This window comes from Neisseria elongata subsp. elongata (assembly GCF_900113545.1).
GTDB lineage: Bacteria > Pseudomonadota > Gammaproteobacteria > Burkholderiales > Neisseriaceae > Neisseria > Neisseria elongata.
This window is the reverse complement of sequence record NZ_FOPS01000001.1, coordinates 288,582-309,282: the sequence shown is the minus strand read 5'-3', so window position 1 is coordinate 309,282 and position 20,701 is coordinate 288,582. Positions and strand designations below refer to the sequence as shown.

Annotated in this window: 19 protein-coding genes and 1 pseudogene; 13 read left to right on the top strand and 7 right to left on the bottom strand. The window is 56.1% G+C overall.

The genetic code is table 11. From position 1 onward, the window contains the following. Positions 1–180: 180 nt before the first annotated feature. From recC to leuC, 6 genes and pseudogenes are all read right to left on the bottom strand, one after another. Positions 181–3,369 carry an exodeoxyribonuclease V subunit gamma gene (gene recC, locus BM261_RS01575; protein ID WP_074894488.1) on the bottom strand — a complete coding sequence of 1,063 codons (3,189 nt, stop codon included), beginning with the start codon at positions 3,367–3,369 and terminating at the stop codon, positions 181–183. Between the two features lie 101 nt (positions 3,370–3,470). Then, positions 3,471–3,548 (bottom strand): annotated as a pseudogene (locus tag BM261_RS12970) (GAD-like domain-containing protein); the annotation flags it as partial. 286 nt (positions 3,549–3,834) lie between these two features. After that, entirely contained in the window at positions 3,835–4,149 is a 315-nt protein-coding gene (locus tag BM261_RS01565; protein WP_074894484.1) for a hypothetical protein, read from the bottom strand. A 22-nt stretch (positions 4,150–4,171) separates the two neighbouring features. Continuing rightward, a complete protein-coding gene (locus tag BM261_RS01560) occupies positions 4,172–4,606 on the bottom strand; it encodes a hypothetical protein (protein ID WP_074894483.1) in 435 nt (144 codons plus the stop codon). Positions 4,607–4,660: 54 nt separating this feature from the next. After that, positions 4,661–5,131: a hypothetical protein gene (locus BM261_RS01555; protein WP_074894481.1), complete on the bottom strand. Its 471-nt coding sequence runs from the start codon at positions 5,129–5,131 to the stop codon at positions 4,661–4,663. A gap of 27 nt (positions 5,132–5,158) precedes the next feature. Beyond that, a complete protein-coding gene (leuC, locus tag BM261_RS01550; protein WP_074894479.1) occupies positions 5,159–6,565 on the bottom strand; it encodes a 3-isopropylmalate dehydratase large subunit in 1,407 nt (468 codons plus the stop codon). A gap of 219 nt (positions 6,566–6,784) precedes the next feature. Here leuC and gshA point away from each other — a divergent pair, with 219 nt between their 5' ends. The 12 genes from gshA to ppk2 all read left to right on the top strand — a co-directional run bounded on the left by gshA (position 6,785) and on the right by ppk2 (position 18,596). Next, complete coding sequence (gene gshA, locus BM261_RS01545; protein WP_074894476.1) at positions 6,785–8,122, top strand: glutamate--cysteine ligase; 1,338 nt, start codon at positions 6,785–6,787, stop codon at positions 8,120–8,122. 222 nt (positions 8,123–8,344) lie between these two features. Beyond that, positions 8,345–9,055, top strand: a complete 711-nt coding sequence (locus BM261_RS01540; RefSeq protein WP_074894474.1) for a class I SAM-dependent methyltransferase — start codon at positions 8,345–8,347, stop codon at positions 9,053–9,055. Positions 9,056–9,059: 4 nt separating this feature from the next. Beyond that, entirely contained in the window at positions 9,060–9,686 is a 627-nt protein-coding gene (locus tag BM261_RS01535) for a hypothetical protein (protein WP_074894471.1), read from the top strand. Positions 9,687–9,806: 120 nt separating this feature from the next. Further along, positions 9,807–10,391, top strand: coding sequence for a hypothetical protein (locus BM261_RS01530; protein WP_074894654.1), 585 nt, complete (start codon positions 9,807–9,809; stop codon positions 10,389–10,391). Positions 10,392–10,393: 2 nt separating this feature from the next. Then, the gene (locus BM261_RS01525; protein ID WP_074894469.1) at positions 10,394–10,897 is read left to right on the top strand and encodes a hypothetical protein; all 504 of its coding nucleotides are present in this window, start codon (positions 10,394–10,396) and stop codon (positions 10,895–10,897) included. Between the two features lie 46 nt (positions 10,898–10,943). After that, entirely contained in the window at positions 10,944–11,324 is a 381-nt protein-coding gene (locus BM261_RS01520) for a VOC family protein (protein ID WP_074894468.1), read from the top strand. A 39-nt stretch (positions 11,325–11,363) separates the two neighbouring features. Further along, entirely contained in the window at positions 11,364–14,459 is a 3,096-nt protein-coding gene (locus tag BM261_RS01515) for an ABC transporter ATP-binding protein/permease (protein WP_074894466.1), read from the top strand. A gap of 76 nt (positions 14,460–14,535) precedes the next feature. Beyond that, complete coding sequence (locus BM261_RS01510) at positions 14,536–14,886, top strand: MmcQ/YjbR family DNA-binding protein (protein ID WP_074894464.1); 351 nt, start codon at positions 14,536–14,538, stop codon at positions 14,884–14,886. A 99-nt stretch (positions 14,887–14,985) separates the two neighbouring features. Next, positions 14,986–15,678 carry an aspartate/glutamate racemase family protein gene (locus BM261_RS01505; protein ID WP_074894462.1) on the top strand — a complete coding sequence of 231 codons (693 nt, stop codon included), beginning with the start codon at positions 14,986–14,988 and terminating at the stop codon, positions 15,676–15,678. 106 nt (positions 15,679–15,784) lie between these two features. Continuing rightward, the gene (locus BM261_RS01500) at positions 15,785–16,897 is read left to right on the top strand and encodes an ABC transporter permease (protein ID WP_074894460.1); all 1,113 of its coding nucleotides are present in this window, start codon (positions 15,785–15,787) and stop codon (positions 16,895–16,897) included. Between the two features lie 89 nt (positions 16,898–16,986). After that, the gene (locus tag BM261_RS01495) at positions 16,987–17,667 is read left to right on the top strand and encodes a GNAT family N-acetyltransferase (RefSeq protein WP_074894458.1); all 681 of its coding nucleotides are present in this window, start codon (positions 16,987–16,989) and stop codon (positions 17,665–17,667) included. Positions 17,668–17,705: 38 nt separating this feature from the next. Then, on the top strand, positions 17,706–18,596 hold the full coding sequence (gene ppk2, locus BM261_RS01490; RefSeq protein ID WP_074894456.1) for a polyphosphate kinase 2: 891 nt from the start codon (positions 17,706–17,708) through the stop codon (positions 18,594–18,596). 71 nt (positions 18,597–18,667) lie between these two features. Here the strand turns inward: ppk2 and BM261_RS01485 are convergent, their stop codons facing one another. Further along, complete coding sequence (locus BM261_RS01485; RefSeq protein WP_074894454.1) at positions 18,668–18,994, bottom strand: stress response protein; 327 nt, start codon at positions 18,992–18,994, stop codon at positions 18,668–18,670. A 174-nt stretch (positions 18,995–19,168) separates the two neighbouring features. Between BM261_RS01485 and BM261_RS01480 the strand changes: the two genes are divergently transcribed. Further along, complete coding sequence (locus tag BM261_RS01480; RefSeq protein WP_074894452.1) at positions 19,169–20,635, top strand: efflux transporter outer membrane subunit; 1,467 nt, start codon at positions 19,169–19,171, stop codon at positions 20,633–20,635. Positions 20,636–20,701 lie beyond the last annotated feature (66 nt).

Below are 20,701 nucleotides of genomic sequence, written 5' to 3'. Positions count from 1 at the left end.
AACGTTCAGACGGCCTGACAAGCGGAAAAAGGAACGGATGCTTGGATTGGGCGGGTTTCGGCCGATAAACCCCGATAGGTGCTGAAAAGGCGGCTGAAGTCCGCCCGTATTTGCCGATAGGGAAGGTGTAGGGTTGCATTGTTGCAGGAGGAGGCCGTCTGAAAACCGGAAAACGGGTTTTCAGACGGCCTCTTGCAATGCGGACAGGGTGGGCAGCAGGAGGTTTTCGACGAGCAGCCAAAACAGTTCGCTTTCTATCGGCGGCGTTTCGTCGTTGCCGAAGACGAGGGCGACTTCGGCGTAGTCGGCTTGGCCGACGTTCATTTTGCCGCCGAAGTAGTGGGTTGCGGCGGCTTTTCGGGCGGCCTGCAGCTTTTCGTCTTCGCTTTTTTTGCTTTCGGACAGCAGGGTTTGCGCGGCGGCGAGGCCGGTTTTGGGGAAGAAGGGCAGCGGGCGGGTTTGGCCGATGAGGTAGTAGGCCAGCCAGCCGTTGAGGATTTCTGCGGCTTGGCCGGCGGGTACGGGGGGCAGGGTGAGGATTTCATCGGGCAGCACCCAGCGGCTGGAGAGGTCGCCGCTGCCTGCGGGACGGACGGTGTTGTAAATCAGGTGTTGCAGGTAGAGGCCGATTTTTTCGGGGGCGTTGGGCCGGTGGTCGAGGAAGTGGATTTGGCCGTGCAGGTGCAGCGCGGTCAGGCTGCCGTGCAGGGTGAGGCCGTCTGAAAGGTATTCGTAGGGGGCGGCGGGCAGTTTCGGGCTGTCGAGGATTTCTTGTTCCAGCGATTTGGCGGCGGTTTCGAAGTTGGTGCGCCAGAGTGTGCCGAGTTGGCCGGCGGGCAGCATGGATTGCGCGGTCAGTTCGGCGGCGGTGTCGGCGAAGTCGCGGTGTTCGCGCCGGGTCTGCAGGTAGGCGGCGGAGATTTCGCGGCTTTTGGGCGGGGCGAAAGGTTCGCCCGCGCTATCCGCTTCTTCGAGGTAGGGGGTCTGCCAGTCGAGTGTGTGCCGCAGCCAGTGTTTGACCGGGTTTTTCCAGAAGGCGGTCAGTTCGTTTTGGCTGACGGACAACGGCGGTTCGCCTTTTTCTAATGGGTTGGTGTAGAAGGGCGGGCGTTTTTCAGACGGCCTGTTGAGTGCGTCGGCGTAGTCTTGGCGGCTGCTGCTCAGGCTGCCGCCGTCGAAGTAGCGGGTGGAGAAGGCTTGCAGGGGGTGTTGTTCGATTTGGCCTGCGTAGAGTTCGGCGGTGCTTTTGCCGGTCATGTCGGCGATGCAGTCGGCCAATTCGTTCAGCAGTGCGGAGGGGGCGAGGGCTTCGTTGGTGCGGATGCTGCGGCCGACGTAGGAGAGGTAGAGGTGTTCGCGCGCGCTGATGAGGGATTCGAGGAAGAGGTAGCGGTCGTCGTCGCGGCGGGCGCGGTCGCCTTTTTCCGGGTGGCGGGCGATGAGGTCGAAGGCGGCGGCGCGGGTGTTGCGGGGGAACAGGCCGTCGTTGAGGCCGAGCAGGCAGATGGTTTTGAAGGGCAGGGAGCGCATGGGTACCATGCTGCAGAAGGTGATGCCGCCGCGCAAAAAGCCGGTTTCGCTTTGGCTGCCGAGGAAGTGGGCGAGGTGGAGGTTGATGACGGAGTAGGGCAGTTTGCCGCCGAATCCGGCCAGTTCGGCTTCCTGATGCCAGCGGGCGAGTGCCTGTTCGAGCTGCCGTAGGGATTGGCCGTCGTCTTCGGTGGGGGTGAAGAGTTCGCCGGCCAGCTTGCGGACGCGTTCCGTCCAGCCGCCGATGTTTTCGGGCTGCATCCATATCTGCCGCCAATGGGCGAGGCGGCGGATGAAGGCGGCGAAACGGCTGAGGACGGCGGTGTGGCCGGGGTCGGTGTGCCACGGGCTGATGCCTTGCCACAGGCCGCCGCCGCCGGGCAGCAGCCAGCCGAGGGCGAGCCGGTCGAGCCCTTGCTGCCAGGTGAACAGGGGGTCTGTGCCGTCGCGCATTTCCGCGTCCAGCCCCCAGTGGATGTTGAGGCTTGCGATGGTGTCGTGCAACAGGGGAAGGTCTTCGCGGGTCAGTCCGAAACGGGCGAGGACGGGTTCGCTGTCGAGCAGGGCGGTTACTTTGTCGGCTTCGAAGCGGCTGTCGAACAGTTCCAGCACTTGTTCCAGCGCGTGGAGCAGGGGACGGCGGTGGCTGAGTTTGACGTCGGATACGGAATAAGGCAGCGGCCGTCCGCTTTGTTCGCCGAAGACGGCTTCGATAAAGGGGACGTAGGGTTCGATGTCGGGTGTGAGGACGGCGATGTCGTGGGGTTGCAGGTCGGGATGGCGGTCGAACTGTTCGAGCAGGTGTTCTTTGAGGATTTGCAGTTCGCGCAGCGGGCTGTGGGCGCAGACGATGCGGATGCTGTCGTCGGGTGCGGCCGTGCCGTCGGGCAGGGAGAGGGTTTGGATGTCGTGCTGCAGGCGGTGGAGGAGGCCGTCTGAAAGCGGTTCGTCGGCGTACACTTGCAGGTCGGTATGCAGTTCGCTTTCGGTCAGGGCGTTGAAGAAGTCCCGCCCCTGTTTGCCCAGCGAGGCGAGCAGGGGGTGGCCGGTTTGGCTTAAATCGGTGTCGTCGGGGTTTTGCAGCATTTGCGCCGGTTCGATGATGTTGCCCCAGTATTCGGCCGCCGGGTTGAGGGCGAAGATGTGTACTTCGCTGTGCTGGGCAACGGCCTGCAACAGTTGCAGGTACATGGGGGCGAGTGTGGCGATGCCGAATACGAACAACCGCTCGGGCAGCTTGGCTCCGGGCGCGGAGAGTGCGTCGAGCAGTTTGTGCCACAGAGCGACGCGGTGCGGTGCGATTTGCCTGCCGTCGTCGAGGAAACGCCACAGTTCGACCTGCCAGATTTCGTCTTCGCCCAGGCCGATCAGGCGGCCGTTTTGCCAGGCATCGATCCAGTCGGGGCGGTAAACCAGATATTGGTCGAAAATATCGGCAAGCTGTCCGGCGAGCTGGTAGGCGGCGACGCTGCCGCCGGAGAGGTAGGCCGACAACGCCTGCCGCGCGGCGGAATATTCGGGGGCGGAAAGGCCGTCTGAAAAAAACAGTTCCAACAGCCGCCAGCGCATCACTTCGGTGTTGAACGGGCTGAGTTCGGGAATGCCCGGCAGCAGTTCGCGCATCAGCCGCCAGTTGAAACCGGCCGGCAGCGAAAAGCGGAGGTTGGCCGCGATGCCGCCGCTTTTGGCCAGCGCGTGTTCGATAAAGCGGCGCATGCCTTGGCTTTGCACCAGGATTTCCTCTTCCTGCAACGGGTCGGACAGCGGGCTGCTTTCCTGTATTTTCCACAATAGTTCGGCAAGGTCTTCGAGGCGGTTGGATTGGTAGAGGTGGAGCATGGCGGTTCCGGTTTTTTGTGAGGATGAGGTGGCCGGTACGAGGGGATGGAGGCCGTCTGAAAACAGGTTGGGATTGGCGGGCAGCAGTCGGTCAGGATATCTTCGTAGTCATCGGGATTGGTTATCCAAAACAGACCGTCTGCAAAACCGCAGAAACCGTATTGCCGCCGATAGGTCATAGCCGGTCGGGTAGGATGCCGCGATACTTTTGCAACACGGCCTCGTTTGCGGCCTTAGCGGCAAACGGTTGGCCGAAATTAGTCAAAAAATCGGCAAAGTCTTTATCAGAGGTGTAGGTTATGTTTTGTTCCTATGAAACGTATGCAGGCTGCTTTTACGTGTTTCGAACAACAAAGCAGCCTGCACTTTGGTTTGCAGGCCGTCTGAAAACGGAGTTTCTGCGAAGCTAAAACGAAGTTTCCGAAGGAAGCTGAGTTTCTGGGAGCTAAAACGGGTGCCGCCGTATCAACCGCCGCTGTTTTGGCCGGACAGACGGAGAAAATATTCTGCCAAGCGGTGCAATATGTCTTCGGGGCATTCGCTGTTTTCGGCAAAGAACCAATATTCGCCATATGGATTGTGAATACTGAATTTCCAGCCTTTGTAGCGGAAATCCATCCACGTTTCATCTGTAACCAAATCGGGGCGAAAGGCGGTGGGCAGTCCGCCGAAACGGATAATCCGCCACATTAGGCGCGAGGGCGGGCAGGTTTGCGGCAGTTGCAGGAACAGGCGCGAGCCGTCGGCCATGATGTCGTTTTTCAGTTTAATGCCGGACATATCGCTATTCTTTTGATAACAGCTATTCCCTGTAGGCATAACCGAGTTTGCGCAACACCGTATCAGGATCATGTTTCAATTTTTCCCGCTGTTTATAATGGCAGGTGCGTAGGTAGGTTTCACCCTGGTTGTAAGTGGCATTGGTCAGCGGTTCGCGCATATCGTAGACTTCCGGGCCGTCTGAAACGGTTGGATTTTCGTAAGAACATACGACCGTATAGTTACCGTCCTTTTGCCACTGCACCGCTTTTTTTCCGCGTTTGTTTGAAAATTCCTGAACATTGAATGTTACAGCTTTGCCGGATTGTTTTACTTTTTCAGTGATGTATTTGTAACTAAAGCCGCTGCCGGTTTCTATGCTTTCTTTTGGAGGGTGTGCAAAGGCTGCTTTACCTGCGGCTGATGCGCCGGCGGATAACATTAAAAGGCCGTATAGGCATAATTTTAAGCGTTTCATCATGAATCCTTAATTATTGAAAGAGATGGTTAGAACAACATAGCCTGTTTTGCTTTATGGGGAATAAAAGCGGTGTTCAATCGTAACGCGCGAACCATGCGGGATGAGTTTGACCGATTCTGAGGATGGATACATTGCCCCAATATCAATCGTTATCAAAATATCGTCGCCGATTTTTTTAAATAACCATGTTTCAATAATTTCTTCCCCACTTTCTCTGTATTTGATGGTTTTTTTACTAGGGATGGGTGGCAGGTTGCGCGGGAAGCCCGCTTTTGAATCACCCAAACCGTTTTTTTTGTCTGCCCTGAAAGCTGCATAGGCATCTTTTATGGTTCCTTGATATTGGCAAACGTGTTTGGCAGCCAGCAATTCGTTATTGAACCCGTTGCCACTCCCTTTTTGATTGCGCTCTGCTTCAACTTCTTTGCTTTCGGGTTCGAATTTTTTGCATTGCAATGCCGCCGCTTGCGTTACCAAAGGTAGTATAAGGCAGCAGGCTGTGAGAAGGTGTTTGGGTTTCATTATAATTTCCTTAAGTGGTTAGAAATTTTACAACTCGCGCACGTCTACAAACCGCCCGGCCACCGCCGCCGCCGCCGCCATCGCTGGGCTGACGAGGTGGGTTCTGCCGCCGTTGCCTTGCCGACCTTCAAAATTGCGGTTAGAGGTGGAGGCGCAGCGTTCTTGCGGTGCGAGACGGTCGGCGTTCATGGCCAGGCACATGGAGCAGCCCGGTTCGCGCCATTCGAAGCCCGCGTCGGTGAAGATTTTGTCCAAGCCTTCTTTTTCCGCCTGCTCTTTCACCAAGCCGGAGCCGGGCACGACCAGCACGCGGTTCACGTTGTCGGCCTTTTTGCGGCCTTTGGCCACGGCGGCGGCTTCGCGCAAATCTTCGATGCGGCTGTTGGTGCACGAGCCGATGAACACCACGTCCACGGGGATTTCGTTCAGCGGCGTGCCGGCAGTCAAGCCCATGTATTCCAAGGCGCGTTCCATGCCCGCGCGTTTCACCGCATCGGCTTCGTCGGCGGGGTTCGGCACTTTGCCGTCCACGCCCAGCACCATTTCAGGCGAGGTGCCCCATGTTACCTGCGGCTCGATGTCTTCGGCGCGGAATCTGTACGTTTTGTCGAATTTTGCGCCGTCATCGGACACCAGCGTGCGCCAGTAGGCCACGGCTTTGTCCCAATCCGCGCCTTTGGGGGCGAATTTGCGGCCTTGGATGTAGTTGATTGTGGTGTCGTCCACGGCCACCAAGCCGCTGCGCGCGCCCGCTTCAATCGCCATGTTGCACAAGGTCATGCGGCCTTCCATGGAGAGGCTGCGGATGGCTTCGCCGCCGAATTCGATGGCATAGCCCGTGCCGCCCGCCGTGCCGATTTGGCCGATGATATACAGCGCGATGTCTTTGGCGGTAACACCCGGTTTCAGACGGCCTGAAACTTCAATCAGCATGGATTTGGACTTTTTGGCGGTGATGCACTGGGTGGCCATGGTGTGTTCCACTTCGCTGGTGCCGATGCCGTGCGCCAGCGCGCCAAACGCGCCGTGGGTGCTGGTGTGCGAGTCGCCGCAGACGACGGTCATGCCGGGCAGTGTCGCGCCCTGTTCGGGGCCCATCACATGCACGATGCCTTGGCCTTTGTCTTTAAATGGGAAATACGCCAACGCGCCGAATTCTTTGATGTTTTTGTCCAAAGTGTCCACTTGCAGCTTGGAAATCGGGTCTTTGATGCCTTCGTCCCAATGGTCGGTGGGGGTGTTGTGGTCGGCGGTGGAGACTACGCTGTCGATGCGCCACAGCTTGCGGCCGGCCATTTTCAAGCCTTCAAACGCCTGCGGGCTGGTGACTTCGTGCACCAGATGGCGGTCGATATACAGCAGCACCGTGCCGTCTTCTTCTTCGCGGACGATGTGGCTGTTCCAGAGTTTGTCGTAGAGGGTTTGCGGTTTCATGTTTTTATTGTGGATATTAAAAGAAAGAAGGTGTGATGGTAGCTTCAACCAGGCGGCGGCGCAAGGATAATGTCTAAAAAATTTGAGTTTTGTAAAAACTTTTGGATTTTTATTTTTATTTTAGACTTTTTGTCTAATAAAATAAGCGGCAGGCTTGTGCGGGCCGTCTGAAACGGTTTATGATGCGCCCTTTCAAATGATTCGTATGGATTGAATATTATGCCCCTACCCGTTATGAACGCGGCCTACCTGCCGCAGTTGCAGGCATTCGAACGGCAAATCTTATCGAACCAAACCAAAATAGAGGCTTGGTTCCGCAGCAAATGGAAGGAGCACAAGCCTCCGTTTTACGGTTCGGTGGACATCCGCAACGCGGGCTACAAAATGGCTTCCATCGACATGAATCTGTTCCCCGGCGGTTTCAACAACCTGAATCCGAATTTCATCCAATTGGCCTCCCATGCCGCGCTCGACGCGGTGGAGCGTGCCTGCCCGCAGGCCAAATCGGTGTTGATCGTGCCGGAAAACCATACCCGCAACACCTTCTACCTGCAAAACGTTTATGCCCTGTCCAATATCTTGCGCAACGCGGGTTTCGAAGTACGGTTGGGCAGCATCAACCCCGAAATCACCGAACCGGTGGAACTGGAAACCGCCTTGGGCGACACGGCCACACTCGAACCGCTGCAACGCACCCGCGGGCGCGTACATTTGGCTGACGGCTTCTCGCCCTGCCTGATACTGCTCAACAACGACTTGTCGGCGGGTGTACCCGATATTCTCAAAGACATCAGCCAAACCGTGTTGCCACCCCTGCACGGCGGCTGGACGACAAGGCGTAAAACCGCCCACTTTTCCGCCTACAACGACGTGGCCGCCGAATTTGCCGCTTTGGTCGGCATGGACGAATGGCAGATCAACCCGTATTTCGAACAGATTTCCGGCCTGAATTTCCAAGAGCGCGAAGGTGAAGACGCTCTAGCCGACGCGGTGGAGCGGATGCTGGCGAAAATACAGGCCAAATACGATGAAAAAGGCATTACCGACCAACCCTTCGTCATTGTCAAAGCCGATGCGGGCACTTACGGCATGGGCGTGATGAGCGTGAAATCGGCCGACGAAGTACGCGGCCTGAACCGCAAAAACCGCAACAAAATGGCAAAAATCAAAGAAGGCCTGGAAGTGAGCGAAGTCATCGTGCAGGAAGGCATCTACACCTACGAAACCCTGCACGGCGCGGTATCCGAGCCTGTGGTTTATATGATGGACCGCTTCGTCGTCGGCGGATTCTTCCGCGTGCACGAAGGGCGCGGCGCGGACGAAAACCTGAACGCCACCGGCATGTCGTTCGTGCCGCTCAACCATGCCATCCCCGTGGCCGAAAGCGACCAAAACGACGAATGCGGCCGCCGCGTATTCGAGCAATGGCAGGAATTGGGCGTGCCGCAAACCAAGTCAGCCGATCCTGATTGCGGTTGCAACCGCCTGTACGTTTACGGCGTGATGGCGCGCTTGTCGCTCTTGGCAGCGGCAGTGGAGTTGGAGCGCACAGTCTGATTTGGGCTTCAGCCCTTATTATGGAATCAGGCCGTCTGAAGGTGTAAACTGCCTTCAGACGGCCTTTTTGATATTGCCCAATCCGTTCGATCTGCTTTGCCGCCAATAGAGTGGATGGATTTAGAGCCGGTGTAGCTTTGCTTTGCCTGTCGTTGTGTTTTGACGGTATGAGGTCGTCTGAAAACAAGGAAACCGTATGTTTGATTTGAAAGAAAGGATAATATGGATACCCAGTCCATACAAAATCAATTCAACGCCGTATCCGCACAATACGATGGTCAACGCCGAGCCCTGATACCCTGTTTCGACCTGTTTTACCAAACCGCCGCCGACTTGGCCGCAGGTGTGCCGAATGTGCGCCGCGTACTTGATTTGGGTGCGGGTACGGGTTTGATGAGTGCATTTATACACGCACGTTGTCCTGACGCCGAATATACTTTGGTCGATATTTCCATGCAGATGCTTGCTCAAGCCCGGCAGCGTTTCCAAGGCCTGCCGAATTTCCGTTATATGGCGCAGGATTTGGCGCGGTTGGACGAAGCCGCAGGCCTGTCGGAGGGCGATTTCGACCTGATTGTGTCCGGCTTGGCCATCCATCATTTAGAAAACGGGCAGAAACAATCGCTGTTTCATCAAGTTGCCCGCCTGCTTGTGCCAAACGGCCGCTTTATCAACGCCGACCAAGTGTTGGGCGAAACCGCAGCCGCCGAACGCATCTATACCGAAGCATGGCGGCAGCATGTTATGCATAACATCGCGCTGACCGAAGCCGAGAAAAATGCCGCATTCGAACGCATCAAACTCGACCGCATGGCTACGTTATCCGACCAGTTCCAATGGCTGCGAGAAGCCGGGCTTCAGGCCGATTTGTATTTCCAACATTATAATTTTGTTGTTTTCGCCGCTGTCAAACCGTCAGAATGCGGGAGATAATCCGATGAACGATGCCCTTATCCAAACTTTCTCCCTGACCTTCGGCTTCCCCTACATGCAAACGCGGCAAGAATTGCCGCCGTTGGAAGGCGGGCGGCATCTGCGTTTGGGCGCGTTGGACGGGTTTTACCGCAATATGGACGGCGCGTGGCGGAGTGAAAACCCGCTTGCCGATTATTGGCTGGAAATGGAAACCCTGTTTTTGCAATGGTTGCCTTATGCAAGGCTGCCGGATATTTGGAACGATTGGGCGTTTGGCTGGAATGGAAAAGCCAAACAATATCTGCCGATAGAAGGTTGGCGCGAAGAATGGGTGGTGTTTGGCGTAATGTTTGACGATTCGATTCTTTTTGCCGATACCGTCGCACCTGACAGCCCTGTTTATTGGCTGATGACCGGTTACGGTACGGTGGAAAACCGCCGCCTTGTCGCGCCGTCCGTGGCTGCTCTGATGCAGACTTTATTGGCAATTTATGATTTTGAACAGAAATGGCAGGCAGAGGGCAGAGCGGTTTATGATGAAGAAGGCTGTTGTACGGCTGCAGAATTGAGTGCGGAATTGCACGATTTGCTGTGCCGAGAACTGCCGCCTGAATGTGCGGCAGGGTTTGAAGAAGCGTTTTGGGGATGATGTCGGTTTGAGGCCGTCTGAAAACAGTTAGGACGGTTTTTCAGACGACCTTTTCGGGATAACCGACTACGCTTCAATCTTGTTTATCAACAATTGTATTTTGAAAATTTGGAGAAAATAATGAAATCAGTTTTACTTTTGGGTTCGATTTTACTGTTGTCGGCGTGTGGCTCGATGCAGAGTCAGGTTGTAAAGAAAAACGTTGCTTTTGATCCGGGCAGTCAGGCACAAATCCGCTCATATGGTTCATATGGTTCGGATTTGATCCGCATATATCCTGAAACGGACTGCGCAAAATGGGAGGGAACAAAACGGAATGCGGTAAACCGTCGTTTTGTCAACGGATTGCCGCGTAAGGTTAGGAATATTTCGATAGGTATTCCGCCTACCGAGTTGAGCCGTAAAACGGAAAAAGACACCGGATTCGTTTTCCGTGATTCTTATCGCGAGATGGTCGTATCGGCGGATCAGCCTGTGGTTTTGGACGGTGCATTTTCGTCTCAAACGAGAAATTACCATTATAGTTGCCGAGTTGCCGCTTCTTTCACACCTAAGGCAGGCGAGGCTTATGAAGTCCGCTATCTGTCAGAGGAAGATGGATGCGACATTGAGGTTTACCATATCGGTCATGAGGAAAAAGACGGTGTCCGCCAAACCAAAAAACTTACTGCAAACTATTGCGCAAGGCCGGGAACAAGCTTTTAAAGATGTGGTACGAGAAATTTAACTTTCTCAGCCGCGAAGCTCCCGCATCCGATGAGGATTTGTCGTGTTTTTTTCGGGCGGCGGACAAGTATATCGGCGATGAAGGTATTCGTGCTTTGGCACAGGCTTTTCCCGAAGCGGGCGTGGTGGGGAAATTTGCCGCCACCTGCCTGCGGCTGCCCGATTATTTTTATATTCCCAAAGAGATGGAACAGCTTTGGCGTTATGCCGTAAGTGGCGAAATCGAAGGAAACGGGCGGGAATTCGGCTATTTTTCGCCGAAAGACGTGGTGGAATTTTATTTTAGTTACGAATTTTGGTGTTACGCCCCACATTTCCTGCCGGTTGCCTTTGACGGCGGTGGTATATTTTATGCTTATGATTTCCGCCAGCCTGACGATTTGCGGATTGTGTTGGCGGATTCGGGTTTTTACGGAGAAAAAGAAGGCGAATACACGCCTGCGGGTAAAACGTTGGCAGAAGTTTTAAGTCGGAAGCCTGATTGATTCGTTGCTTGCGATCAGACCAAAACAAAACTAAGGAGATACAAAAATGAAGATTACTTCGCTGGATCATTTGGTTTTAACCGTTGCCGATATTTCCCGCAGCATTGATTTTTACACCCGTATTTTGGGTATGGAAGAAATCACGTTTGGCGAGGGGCGTAAGGCTTTGTTGTTTGGCAGGCAGAAAATCAATCTGCACAGGCGCGGGGCGGAAGTTGTGCCTCATGCTGAAAATGCTGCCTGCGGTACGGCGGATTTGTGTTTGTTGACGGAGACGCCGTTGGAGCAGGTTTTGGAAGAATTGGCTTCGCACGGTGTGGAAGCCATCAGCGGGATTGTTACGCGCACGGGAGCGGTCGGCGCGATACGGTCGGTTTATTTGCGCGACCCTGACGGCAATCTTTTGGAAATCAGCCGTTACGAATAGGTCGTCTGAAATCCTGTTTTCTGCAAAAAAGGCTGCATCATGAACACCGTTTCCATCCAAAACCTTTTCCACCGCTACGGTAAGACCCTTGCGCTTGACGATGTGTCGCTGGACATCCCGAAAGGCGCGACGGTCGGTTTGATCGGGCCGGACGGGGTGGGCAAATCGACGTTGCTCTCGCTGATGGCGGGGGTGAAGGTGATTCAGGACGGACGGGTGGAAGTGTTGGGCGGTGATATGGCGGACAAGGACGTGCGGCGGGACTTGTCGCACCGCATCGCCTTTATGCCGCAGGGTTTGGGGCGCAACCTGTATCCTACGTTGTCGGTGTATGAAAATATCGATTTCCATGCGCGGCTGTTTGGTTTGGACGGGCAGGAACGCACGCGGCAGATTGCGCGGCTGATGGAGGCGACCCGCCTTGCGCCGTTTTCCGGCAGGGCGGCGGGCAAGCTATCGGGCGGGATGAAGCAGAAGCTGAGTTTGTGCTGCGCGCTGGTGCACAGCCCGGATTTGTTGATTCTAGACGAACCGACCACGGGCGTGGACCCTTTGTCGCGCCGACAGTTTTGGGCGTTGGTGGACGATTTGCGGCGGGAACACGCGGGCATGACCGTGATTGTGGCGACTGCCTATATTGAAGAGGCGCAGCGTTTCGAGCGGCTGCTGGCGATGGATGCGGGCAGGCTGTTGGAAAACAAGCCTACTGCCGATGTGCTGGCGGATTACGGCACCGACGTGTTGGAAGAGGCCTACGTCAAAATGCTGCCGCCGGAGAAACAGCAGGGTTCGGGCGGTTTGGACATTACTCCGTTCGTCCCCGATCCCGCTGCGCCGCCCGCGATGGAAGCGCACGGGCTGACCAAGCGTTTCGGCGATTTCACCGCCGTGGACCATGTCAGCTTCACCATTCAAAAAGGCGAGATTTTCGGCTTTCTCGGCAGCAACGGCTGCGGCAAGTCCACCACCATGAAAATGCTGACCGGCTTGCTGGAAGCGACCGAAGGCGCCGCCACGCTGTTGGGCAAGCCGATAGACGCGGGCGGCTTGGATACGAAAATGCGTGTCGGCTATATGTCGCAGGCGTTTTCGCTGTATGAAGAACTGAGCGTGCGCCGCAATCTGGATTTGCACGCCAGACTCTACCAGATGGGCGCTAAAGGCGCGGCGGCGGTGGAGGAAGCCCTGCAACAGTTTGATTTGGCGGACGTTGCCGACACTGCGCCCGCATCGTTGCCGTTGGGCATCCGCCAACGCCTGCAACTTGCCGCCGCCTGTCTGCACCATCCCGAAGTATTGATTTTGGACGAACCGACTTCGGGGGTCGATCCCGCCGCGCGCGATATGTTCTGGCGGCATCTTCTGAAACTCTCCCGCGAAGACAAAATCACCATTTTCGTTTCCACCCACTTTATGAACGAAGCCGCCCGCTGCGACCGCATTTCCTTTATGCACAAAGGCCGCGTGTTGGCGGTGGGTACGCCCGCCGAACTGGCGGCAAGGCAGAATGCGCCGGATTTGGAAGAAGCGTTTGTGCAGTATCTGATTGAAGCAGAAGGTGGGGAAGGGTTGTCCCGCCAGGAGGCTGCGCACTCTGAAAGTGATCAACGCGAGTTGCTCCAAAATACAGGCGGCGTGCGTGAACAAAGTTCACACACCCTACCGGCGGAAACTCCGTCCGTAGGGTGTGTGGCACAAACCACACTCGCGGAAGGGGGAACGGATGACAGGCATTCTGAATTTTCAGACGACCTTCAAGGAAAAGATACAGGGTCGTCTGAAACCCAAAATGGCGTGCGTGAACAAGGTTCACACACCCTACCGGCGGAAACTCCGGCCGTAGGGTGTGTGGCGCAAGCCACGCACGCGGAAGTGGCATCGGATGACAGGCATTCTGAGCTTTCAGACGACCTTCAAGGAAAAGATATAGGGTCGTCTGAAAACCAAAACGGCGTGCGTGAACCAAGTTCACACACCCTGCGAGACAACCCAAACATCCAAACCTTCAAATACCGCTTCTCCATGATTTGGACCTTCGCCCGCCGCGAAGCCAAAGAACTTTTGCGCGACAAAATCCGCCTGTTTTTTGCCGTGTTCGGCCCGCTGATTATTATGGCGTCGGTATCGTGGGGGATTTCGTTTGACGTGCGGAATCTGAAATTCGCCGTTTACGACCGCGACCAAACCGCCGCCAGCCGCGAGCTGGTCGAATATTTCGACGGTTCGCGCTACTTCCTCCAACAGCCACCGATACAGTCCGAAGCCGAAATCGACACCGTGCTCAAAAGCTCCGGCGCCATATTGGTCATCGATATTCCGAGCGGTTTCGGGCGCGATTTGGCGCGCGGGCTCAAACCCGAAGTCGGTTTTTATGTGGACGGCTCCATGCCGTTTAACGCCACCAACATCCGCGGCTACATCGGCAGCCTGATCACCGCCTACACTAAAGACCGCATCGCCGAAAGCGGGCTGCCCGTTTCGCTCAAAGCCCCCGCCTGCATCGAACCGCGCTTTATGTACAATCAGGATTTCGACAGCATCAACGCCATCGCCCCGGGCGTGATGATGCTGGTGTTGATGATGATACCCGCCATGATGTCGGCGGTCGGCGTGGTGCGCGAACGCGAAATCGGTTCCATCGCCAATTTCTACGCATCGCCCGCCGCCGTGGCGCAATATCTGATCGGCAAACAGCTTCCCTATATCGCCGTCGGCATGGTCAATTTCGCCGCCATGATGCTGATGATTATTTACCTGTTCGGCGTGCCGCTCAAAGGCTCGTTTGCCGGACTCGCCGTCGGCACGCTCTTGATGGTGTCCGCCAGCACCGCGCTGGGGCTTTTGATTTCCTGCTTTGTGCGCTCCCAGCTTGCCGCCATCTTCTCCACCGCCATCATCACCATGATTCCCGCGCAAACCTATTCCGGCTTTCTCTACCCGCTGTCCACCATGGAAGGCGGCGCGCTGGTTATCGGCAAAACCTTCCCGTCGTCGTGGTACTACACCGTCAGCGTCGGCAGCTTCACCAAAGGGCTGCACACCGCCGACCTGCTGCACGAATACGCCGCCATCGCCGCCTTTGCCGCCACCAGCCTGATTTTGGCGTGTTTGTTGTTGAAGAAGCAGGAGAAGTGAGAGGTCGTCTGAAAACTCAGCAGGCGGGTCTTGATGCCTGATTTGTTCCTTAACCCACTATAAAGGAAAAAACGCCATGAACCGAGCAACCCTGTTTGACGGACTGGCAGAACGCTACGGCGCGGCGGCGGAATATCCGTGGGCGAAATCCCCCGACTTTGCCGTGTTCCGCCACACGGGCAATCGCAAATGGTTCTGTTTGTATATGCCCATGCCGTCTGAAAAATTGGGTATGGGCGAGGGCAGTCTGACGGAAATCGTCAACGTCAAATGCCGCCCCGAACACATCGGCGCATGGCGCGCAACGGCAGGCATCCTGCCCGCCTACCACATGAACAAAGAACACTGGTTGAGTATCGTATTGGCGCAAACGCCCGCAGAAAACGTGTGGCGGCTGATAGACGACAGCTTCGTGCTGACACGCTAGAATTGGTTAATTTCACACATTAGATACAAGAGGACATGATGACTGGCATTACCCTTATCCCCGTTTTCAGACTTTATTTATTAAATTTCAGGAAAAAACATGAAAACCATAGGCATCATCGGCGGCATGAGTCCCGAAAGCACCGTGCTCTACTACCAAATCATCAACCGCGAAACCAACCGTCGTTTGGGCGGCAACCGCAGCGCCAAAATCCTGCTCGACAGCGTGGATTTTGAAGAAATCGTCCGTTTGCAGAAAAGTGGCGACTGGGTGGCGGCAGGAAACGTGTTGGCGCAAAGCGCGCGGAAGCTGGAAGCGGGCGGTGCGGATTTTTTGCTGCTCGCTACCAACACCATGCACAAAGTCGCCCCCGCTATCGAGCAGGCGGCCGGTATTCCCTTGCTGCACGTCGTCGATGCCACCGCCGCCGCCATCAAACGGCAGGGCTTGTCCGCCGTCGGCCTGCTCGGCACGCGCTTTACCATGAGCGACGGTTTTTATACGGAGCGCATGGGTTCGCAGGGCGTACAAACCATAACTCCGACCGCCGCCGAACAAGACGAAATCCACCGCATTATTTTTGACGAACTGTGCCTGAACCGCATCCGCCCCGAATCCGCCCGTTACTTTTACGACGTGATAGGCCGTCTGAAAAACGAAGGCGCGCAGGGCGTGATACTCGGCTGCACCGAAATCTGCCTGCTTGTGAACGAAACCGACAGCCCGCTGCCCGTGTTCGACAGCACCGCCATCCATGCGCTCTCGGCAGTAGATGAGGCGCTGGCGGAGTAACGCGGCAAACGCCGTTTTGTTTAAAGGAGCAGGCTGTAAAGCCGAAAAACAGCCGGACAATTTTTCAGACGGCCTTTGAGAAAGCAAGTTACCAACAGGAATCCCCATGCGTACCCTGAAAAACATTCTGACCCTGATGCTCAAAGAGTTCCGCAGCGTGCTGACTGATCCGGTGCTGATGGTGCTGATTGTGTACATCTTCACCGCCACGATTTATCAGATGGCGCAGGTCGGGGCGGATTTGAAAAACGCCACCGTCGGCATCATCGACCAAGACCGTTCGGTCTTGTCCATGCGCATCCGCGATGCCGTGCAGCATCCGTTTTTCAAACCGGTAGAGGACGTGCGGCGAGAGGATTCGGACGAATTGATGGACAAGGGCGAATTCACCTTTATTTTGGAAGTACCGCCCAATTTTCAGCGCGACATGGCGGCGGGGCGCAATCCTGATTTGCAGCTTTTGGTTGATGCGACGTCGATGACGCAGGCGGGGGTGGGCGCGTCGTATCTTTCGCAAATTATCAACCGCGAAATTTACGAATTCACCGGCGTGATGCGGCCGGAGTTAATCAAGCCTGTCGTTAACACCTTCTACAATCCCAACGGCGAAAGCGCGTGGTTCATGCCGACTTCGCAAATCGGCTCGATGTCGTGTATGTTGCTGATTTTATTGACAGGGGCGGCGGTTATCCGCGAACGTGAACGCGGCACAATCGAGCATTTGCTGGTGATGCCGGTCAATGCGTTCGAACTGATGATGGGCAAAGTGCTGGCAAATGCCGCCGTGATTTGGGTGGCGGCGTTGTCGTCGCTGTGGTTTATCGTGCATTTGAGCATAGGCGTGCCGCTCATCGGCTCGGTGCCGCTTTATGCGGTAGGGCTGGCGTTATTTTTGTTTTCGGTGGCGTCGCTGGGCATCATGATTGCCACGTTCGCATCGACGATGGGACAGTTCGGTATGCTGATGCTGCCAGTGTATATCGTGATGAACCTGTTTGCCGGCGGCGCATCCCCGCGCAGCAACATGCCGCACGCGGCGCAATTGATCAGCGAATACTGGCCGCTGACGCAGTTCGTCAAATTCTCGCAAGACATTCTGTTCCGCGGCGCAGGGATTGAAATCGTGTGGGGGCATATGCTGATCATGGGCTGTATCGGCGTAGGATTCTTGTGGCTGGCATTGTTGCGGTTTCAAGGGATGCTGGAACGGCAGAGTTAGATAGGCCGTCTGAAAATGAGCAGCGAAGCGAGTTTCGCTAAAATTACAAAGCGAACTTCTTCACAACCTATTCTTGAAAGATTGAAAAGATGATTGAAAACGAATACGGCCAACCGGTTGGCGAAATCGTGGAAAATTTGGGTGCGGGCAGCCTGCCGCAGGCGCAATTATTGCAGGGACGTTTCTGCCGGTTGGAGAAACTGTCGGCAGAAAAACACGGTAGCAGTTTGCGGGAAGTATATGCTTCGCCGCCGGAAAATTGGACCTATCTTTCCATAGGCCCGATAACGGATGCAGACGGCTTGGCGGCTTATTTGGCCAAGCTGGAGCAATCTGCCGACCCGTATTGGTTTGCCATTGTCGAACAGGAAAGCGGACGGGCGGTCGGCACGGTTGCACTGATGCGTACCGATACCTCCAACCGCACGATCGAAGTCGGCTGGGTGGTGTACGGCGAGAAACTGAAACGCACCCGCGCGGCTACCGAAGCGCAATTCCTGCTGATGCAATATGTATTTGAAACCCTGCACTACCGCCGCTATGAATGGAAGTGCGACGCGCTGAACGCATCTTCCCGCCGCGCCGCCGAACGGCTGGGTTTCACTTACGAAGGTACTTTCCGCCAAGACCGCATCAACCGTGGCCGCAGCCGCGACACCAATTGGTATTCGGTAATCGACAGCGAATGGCCGGAACGCAAACGGCGTTTCCTCGACTGGCTGTCCGACGATAATTTCGATGCACAAGGCAGGCAGAAAAAACCGTTATAGCGGATAGGGTGGCCGGCATAATCAAAGGAGACCGAAAAATGAACCAGAAAACCGAAGGCAAACCCGCCAAAATCAGCCTGAAAAAATACCTGCGCGAATTGAGATACCTGCATGGCGAACTGGTTGCCCTGCAACGCTGGGTACAACGCGAAGGCCTGAAAGTCTGCATTATCTTCGAAGGGCGGGACGGCGCGGGAAAGGGCGGCACAATCAAGGCGATTACCGAGCGCGTCAGCCCGCGCGTCTTCCGCACCGTCGCCCTCCCCACGCCCACCGAGCGCGAAAAAAGCCAGATTTACCTGCAACGCTACATCCCGCACCTGCCCGCCGCCGGTGAAGTCGTCATCTTCGACCGAAGCTGGTACAACAGGGCCGGTGTGGAGCGCGTGATGGGTTTCTGCACCGAAGAAGACTGCTTCAAATTCCTGACCATCATGCCGTTTTTTGAAAAGGCACTCACCGACAGCGGCATCATCCTGCTCAAATATTGGCTGGAAATCGATATGGAAGAACAAGAACGCCGTCTGAAAAACCGCATCGCCGACCCGCGCAAAGTCTGGAAACTTTCGCCCATGGACACCGAGTCCTACCGCCGCTGGTACGACTATTCCCGCGCCCGCGACGAAATGATGGCCGCCACCGACACGTCGTGGGCGCCGTGGTTCGTGGCCGACAGCAACGACAAACGCACCGCCCGCCTGAACATCATCCGCCATTTGTTGAGCCAAATCCCCTACGAACACCTGCCCGTGCCCGAAGTCGAATTTCCGCCGCGTCAAAAGGCAGACGGCTACCGCGAAACCGACCGCAGCCGCCGCATGGTGGAAGACTGGTACGGCAAACAGGCGCAAGCCGACAGGGAATATAAAGAACAACGCAAAAAACAAAAACGACAGATAAAAGCCGACAATGCGGAATTAGAAGGGTAGGGATAATAAATCTAAAGGCCGTCTGAAAACGGCAAAACACCTTTCAGACGGCCTGTAAAGCCGATGTTCGATTAACGGCGGAATTTGCCGTGGTCGAAATCGTCGAATGCATCATAAGCTGCGCGGCATTGCTCAGCCTGATCGCGGTAAGGCAGCTCGCGGAACGCCTGTTTTGCCTTCGCATTTTCCCGCAGCTCCGCCTTATCGCCCTTCAAACGATACCACTTGGCGCGGCGGTCGAGATATTTTTTACAGGCCGGGTGCAGCTTTTTCGGCTTCTCAGCCTTATGAGCCTTGCCCGCATGACGGCCGTGCGGCGGTTCGGCGGCGGCAGGTACGGACACTCCCAAAGCCAGTACCAAGGCCAGTGCGGAAAAAAGCGGCTTGCTTGCAAACATAATAAGCTCCTATTGAAAAACATACCGATAACGGTAAAGACATTATAAGCTCAGACTAACTGAAAAAATTGCAGGTAAACGTCAAAACCGATGATGGCGGCGTAAATCCGAATCGCAACGGCATCGCCCGATTTGCTTCCGCCGCCGTCAAAAGCAACAAACAAAGGAAAACCCATGTTCCGACCGCAAAAAACAGCCTTGGCTTTGGCCGTCTGCATCCTGACTGCCTGCCAAAGCACGCAAATCCCCCTGAAAAGCGAAATAAACCTGCCCGAAGCCTACGGCCAAAACCGGGCCGCCCAAGGCAGTGCCGAAACCGCCCGCTGGTGGCAGAATTGGCACGACCCCGTATTAAACCGCCTGATAGAGCAAGGCTTGGCGCAAGGCCACGACATCCGCATCGCCCGCAGCCGTCTGGACGAAGCCCGCGCACAGGCAAGGCTGGCCGCTGCCGACATGGGCATCAACAGCGGCATCAGTGCCGAAGCCCGCGCCACGCACAGCGAAATAAACAACCCATTGGATGACGGCATACGCGGCCGGCTGGCACAAAACCCCCAAACCGAAAAACTCGGCCGCGACACTTTGAGCGGCAGCCAAAACCTGTTGGCCGCAGGCATACAGGCATCATGGGAACCCGATATTTTCGGCCGCAAGCGCAGCGATGCCGATGCCGCAAACTATGCCGCACTGGGGCAGCAGGAAGCCTTGTACGGCGCGCAACTTTTGCTGGCGGGCGAAATTGCCGCTAACTACCTGAACGCCCGCGCCGTACAGGCGCGGCAGCAGACTGCCGCCGCCAATATCGCCGTCCTGCAGAAAATGCTGCAATATGCTGAAGGACGCTTCCGTGCCGGACACGTTGATGCCCATGCTGTCAAACAGGCGCAAAGCGCGCTGGCCGCCGCACAAGCCGTACAAAGCACACTTGATGCCGAATACGGCGCATACGTCCGCAACATCGCCGTATTGACCGGCCAAGTGCCGCAACACTTCCGGCTGCCCGACAGCCCCGCCGACATCCTGTCCGCCCAGCCTGAAGCACCAAGCGGGCAGACCCCGCAGGGATTGATCGAACGCCGTCCCGACCTTCGCGCCCGCGCCGCCGAAGTCCGCGCTTATGCTGCCAAACTCGCCGGCGCGAAAGCCGACCTGTTACCGCGTTTCACCATACAGTTTCTGGGGCAGGGCGGCCGTCTCGAACTTGAAGGCGATCGCAGCCTGCATGGTTGGAACAGCCTGTTTAAAATCGGCATCAGCGTCCCGCTGTTTACCAACGGCCGCATCAAGGCCAACATCGATGCCGCCGATGCCCGCTTAAAAACCGCCCTGTTGAATTACGACCGCACCCTGCTGACCGCTTTGGGCGAAGTTGATTCCGCCTACCAAAGCCAAACCGCCCTGACGCGGCAAAGCAAACTACTGCAACAATCCCTGCAACAGGCGCAAAGCCGTGCCAACGGGGCGCAAAAATTATTCCGTTACGGCAGCCTGACGCTGGACGAGGCCCTGCGTGCGAGGCTGGACGAACAAGAAGCCAGAGAACGTCTGATACGTTCGCAACTGGCCAGGGCGCAGGCGACGGTAAACCTGTACAAAGCATTGGGCGGCGGCTGGGAAGAAACGGTTCATGCGGATTAGCGGATTGTGTCAGGAGATGGTAACGCTGCGGCCAGGCAAATGAATCCGTAACGATTCGTCAATTTT

Excerpts from the sequence above, each read along its gene's own strand:
- ppk2 (WP_074894456.1), top strand. The coding sequence starts at position 17,706 with ATGAACCAGAAAACCGAAGGCAAACCCGCCAAAATCAGCCTGAAAAAA.
- BM261_RS01555 (WP_074894481.1), bottom strand. The coding sequence starts at position 5,131 with ATGAAACCCAAACACCTTCTCACAGCCTGCTGCCTTATACTACCTTTG.
- BM261_RS01540 (WP_074894474.1), top strand. The coding sequence starts at position 8,345 with ATGGATACCCAGTCCATACAAAATCAATTCAACGCCGTATCCGCACAA.
- BM261_RS01510 (WP_074894464.1), top strand. The coding sequence starts at position 14,536 with ATGAACCGAGCAACCCTGTTTGACGGACTGGCAGAACGCTACGGCGCG.
- leuC (WP_074894479.1), bottom strand. The coding sequence starts at position 6,565 with ATGAAACCGCAAACCCTCTACGACAAACTCTGGAACAGCCACATCGTC.
- BM261_RS01560 (WP_074894483.1), bottom strand. The coding sequence starts at position 4,606 with ATGAAACGCTTAAAATTATGCCTATACGGCCTTTTAATGTTATCCGCC.
- gshA (WP_074894476.1), top strand. The coding sequence starts at position 6,785 with ATGCCCCTACCCGTTATGAACGCGGCCTACCTGCCGCAGTTGCAGGCA.
- BM261_RS01480 (WP_074894452.1), top strand. The coding sequence starts at position 19,169 with ATGTTCCGACCGCAAAAAACAGCCTTGGCTTTGGCCGTCTGCATCCTG.
- BM261_RS01520 (WP_074894468.1), top strand. The coding sequence starts at position 10,944 with ATGAAGATTACTTCGCTGGATCATTTGGTTTTAACCGTTGCCGATATT.
- BM261_RS01485 (WP_074894454.1), bottom strand. The coding sequence starts at position 18,994 with ATGTTTGCAAGCAAGCCGCTTTTTTCCGCACTGGCCTTGGTACTGGCT.
- BM261_RS01495 (WP_074894458.1), top strand. The coding sequence starts at position 16,987 with ATGATTGAAAACGAATACGGCCAACCGGTTGGCGAAATCGTGGAAAAT.
- BM261_RS01565 (WP_074894484.1), bottom strand. The coding sequence starts at position 4,149 with ATGTCCGGCATTAAACTGAAAAACGACATCATGGCCGACGGCTCGCGC.
- BM261_RS01515 (WP_074894466.1), top strand. The coding sequence starts at position 11,364 with ATGAACACCGTTTCCATCCAAAACCTTTTCCACCGCTACGGTAAGACC.
- BM261_RS01535 (WP_074894471.1), top strand. The coding sequence starts at position 9,060 with ATGAACGATGCCCTTATCCAAACTTTCTCCCTGACCTTCGGCTTCCCC.
- recC (WP_074894488.1), bottom strand. The coding sequence starts at position 3,369 with ATGCTCCACCTCTACCAATCCAACCGCCTCGAAGACCTTGCCGAACTA.
- BM261_RS01505 (WP_074894462.1), top strand. The coding sequence starts at position 14,986 with ATGAAAACCATAGGCATCATCGGCGGCATGAGTCCCGAAAGCACCGTG.
- BM261_RS01500 (WP_074894460.1), top strand. The coding sequence starts at position 15,785 with ATGCGTACCCTGAAAAACATTCTGACCCTGATGCTCAAAGAGTTCCGC.
- BM261_RS01530 (WP_074894654.1), top strand. The coding sequence starts at position 9,807 with ATGAAATCAGTTTTACTTTTGGGTTCGATTTTACTGTTGTCGGCGTGT.
- BM261_RS01525 (WP_074894469.1), top strand. The coding sequence starts at position 10,394 with ATGTGGTACGAGAAATTTAACTTTCTCAGCCGCGAAGCTCCCGCATCC.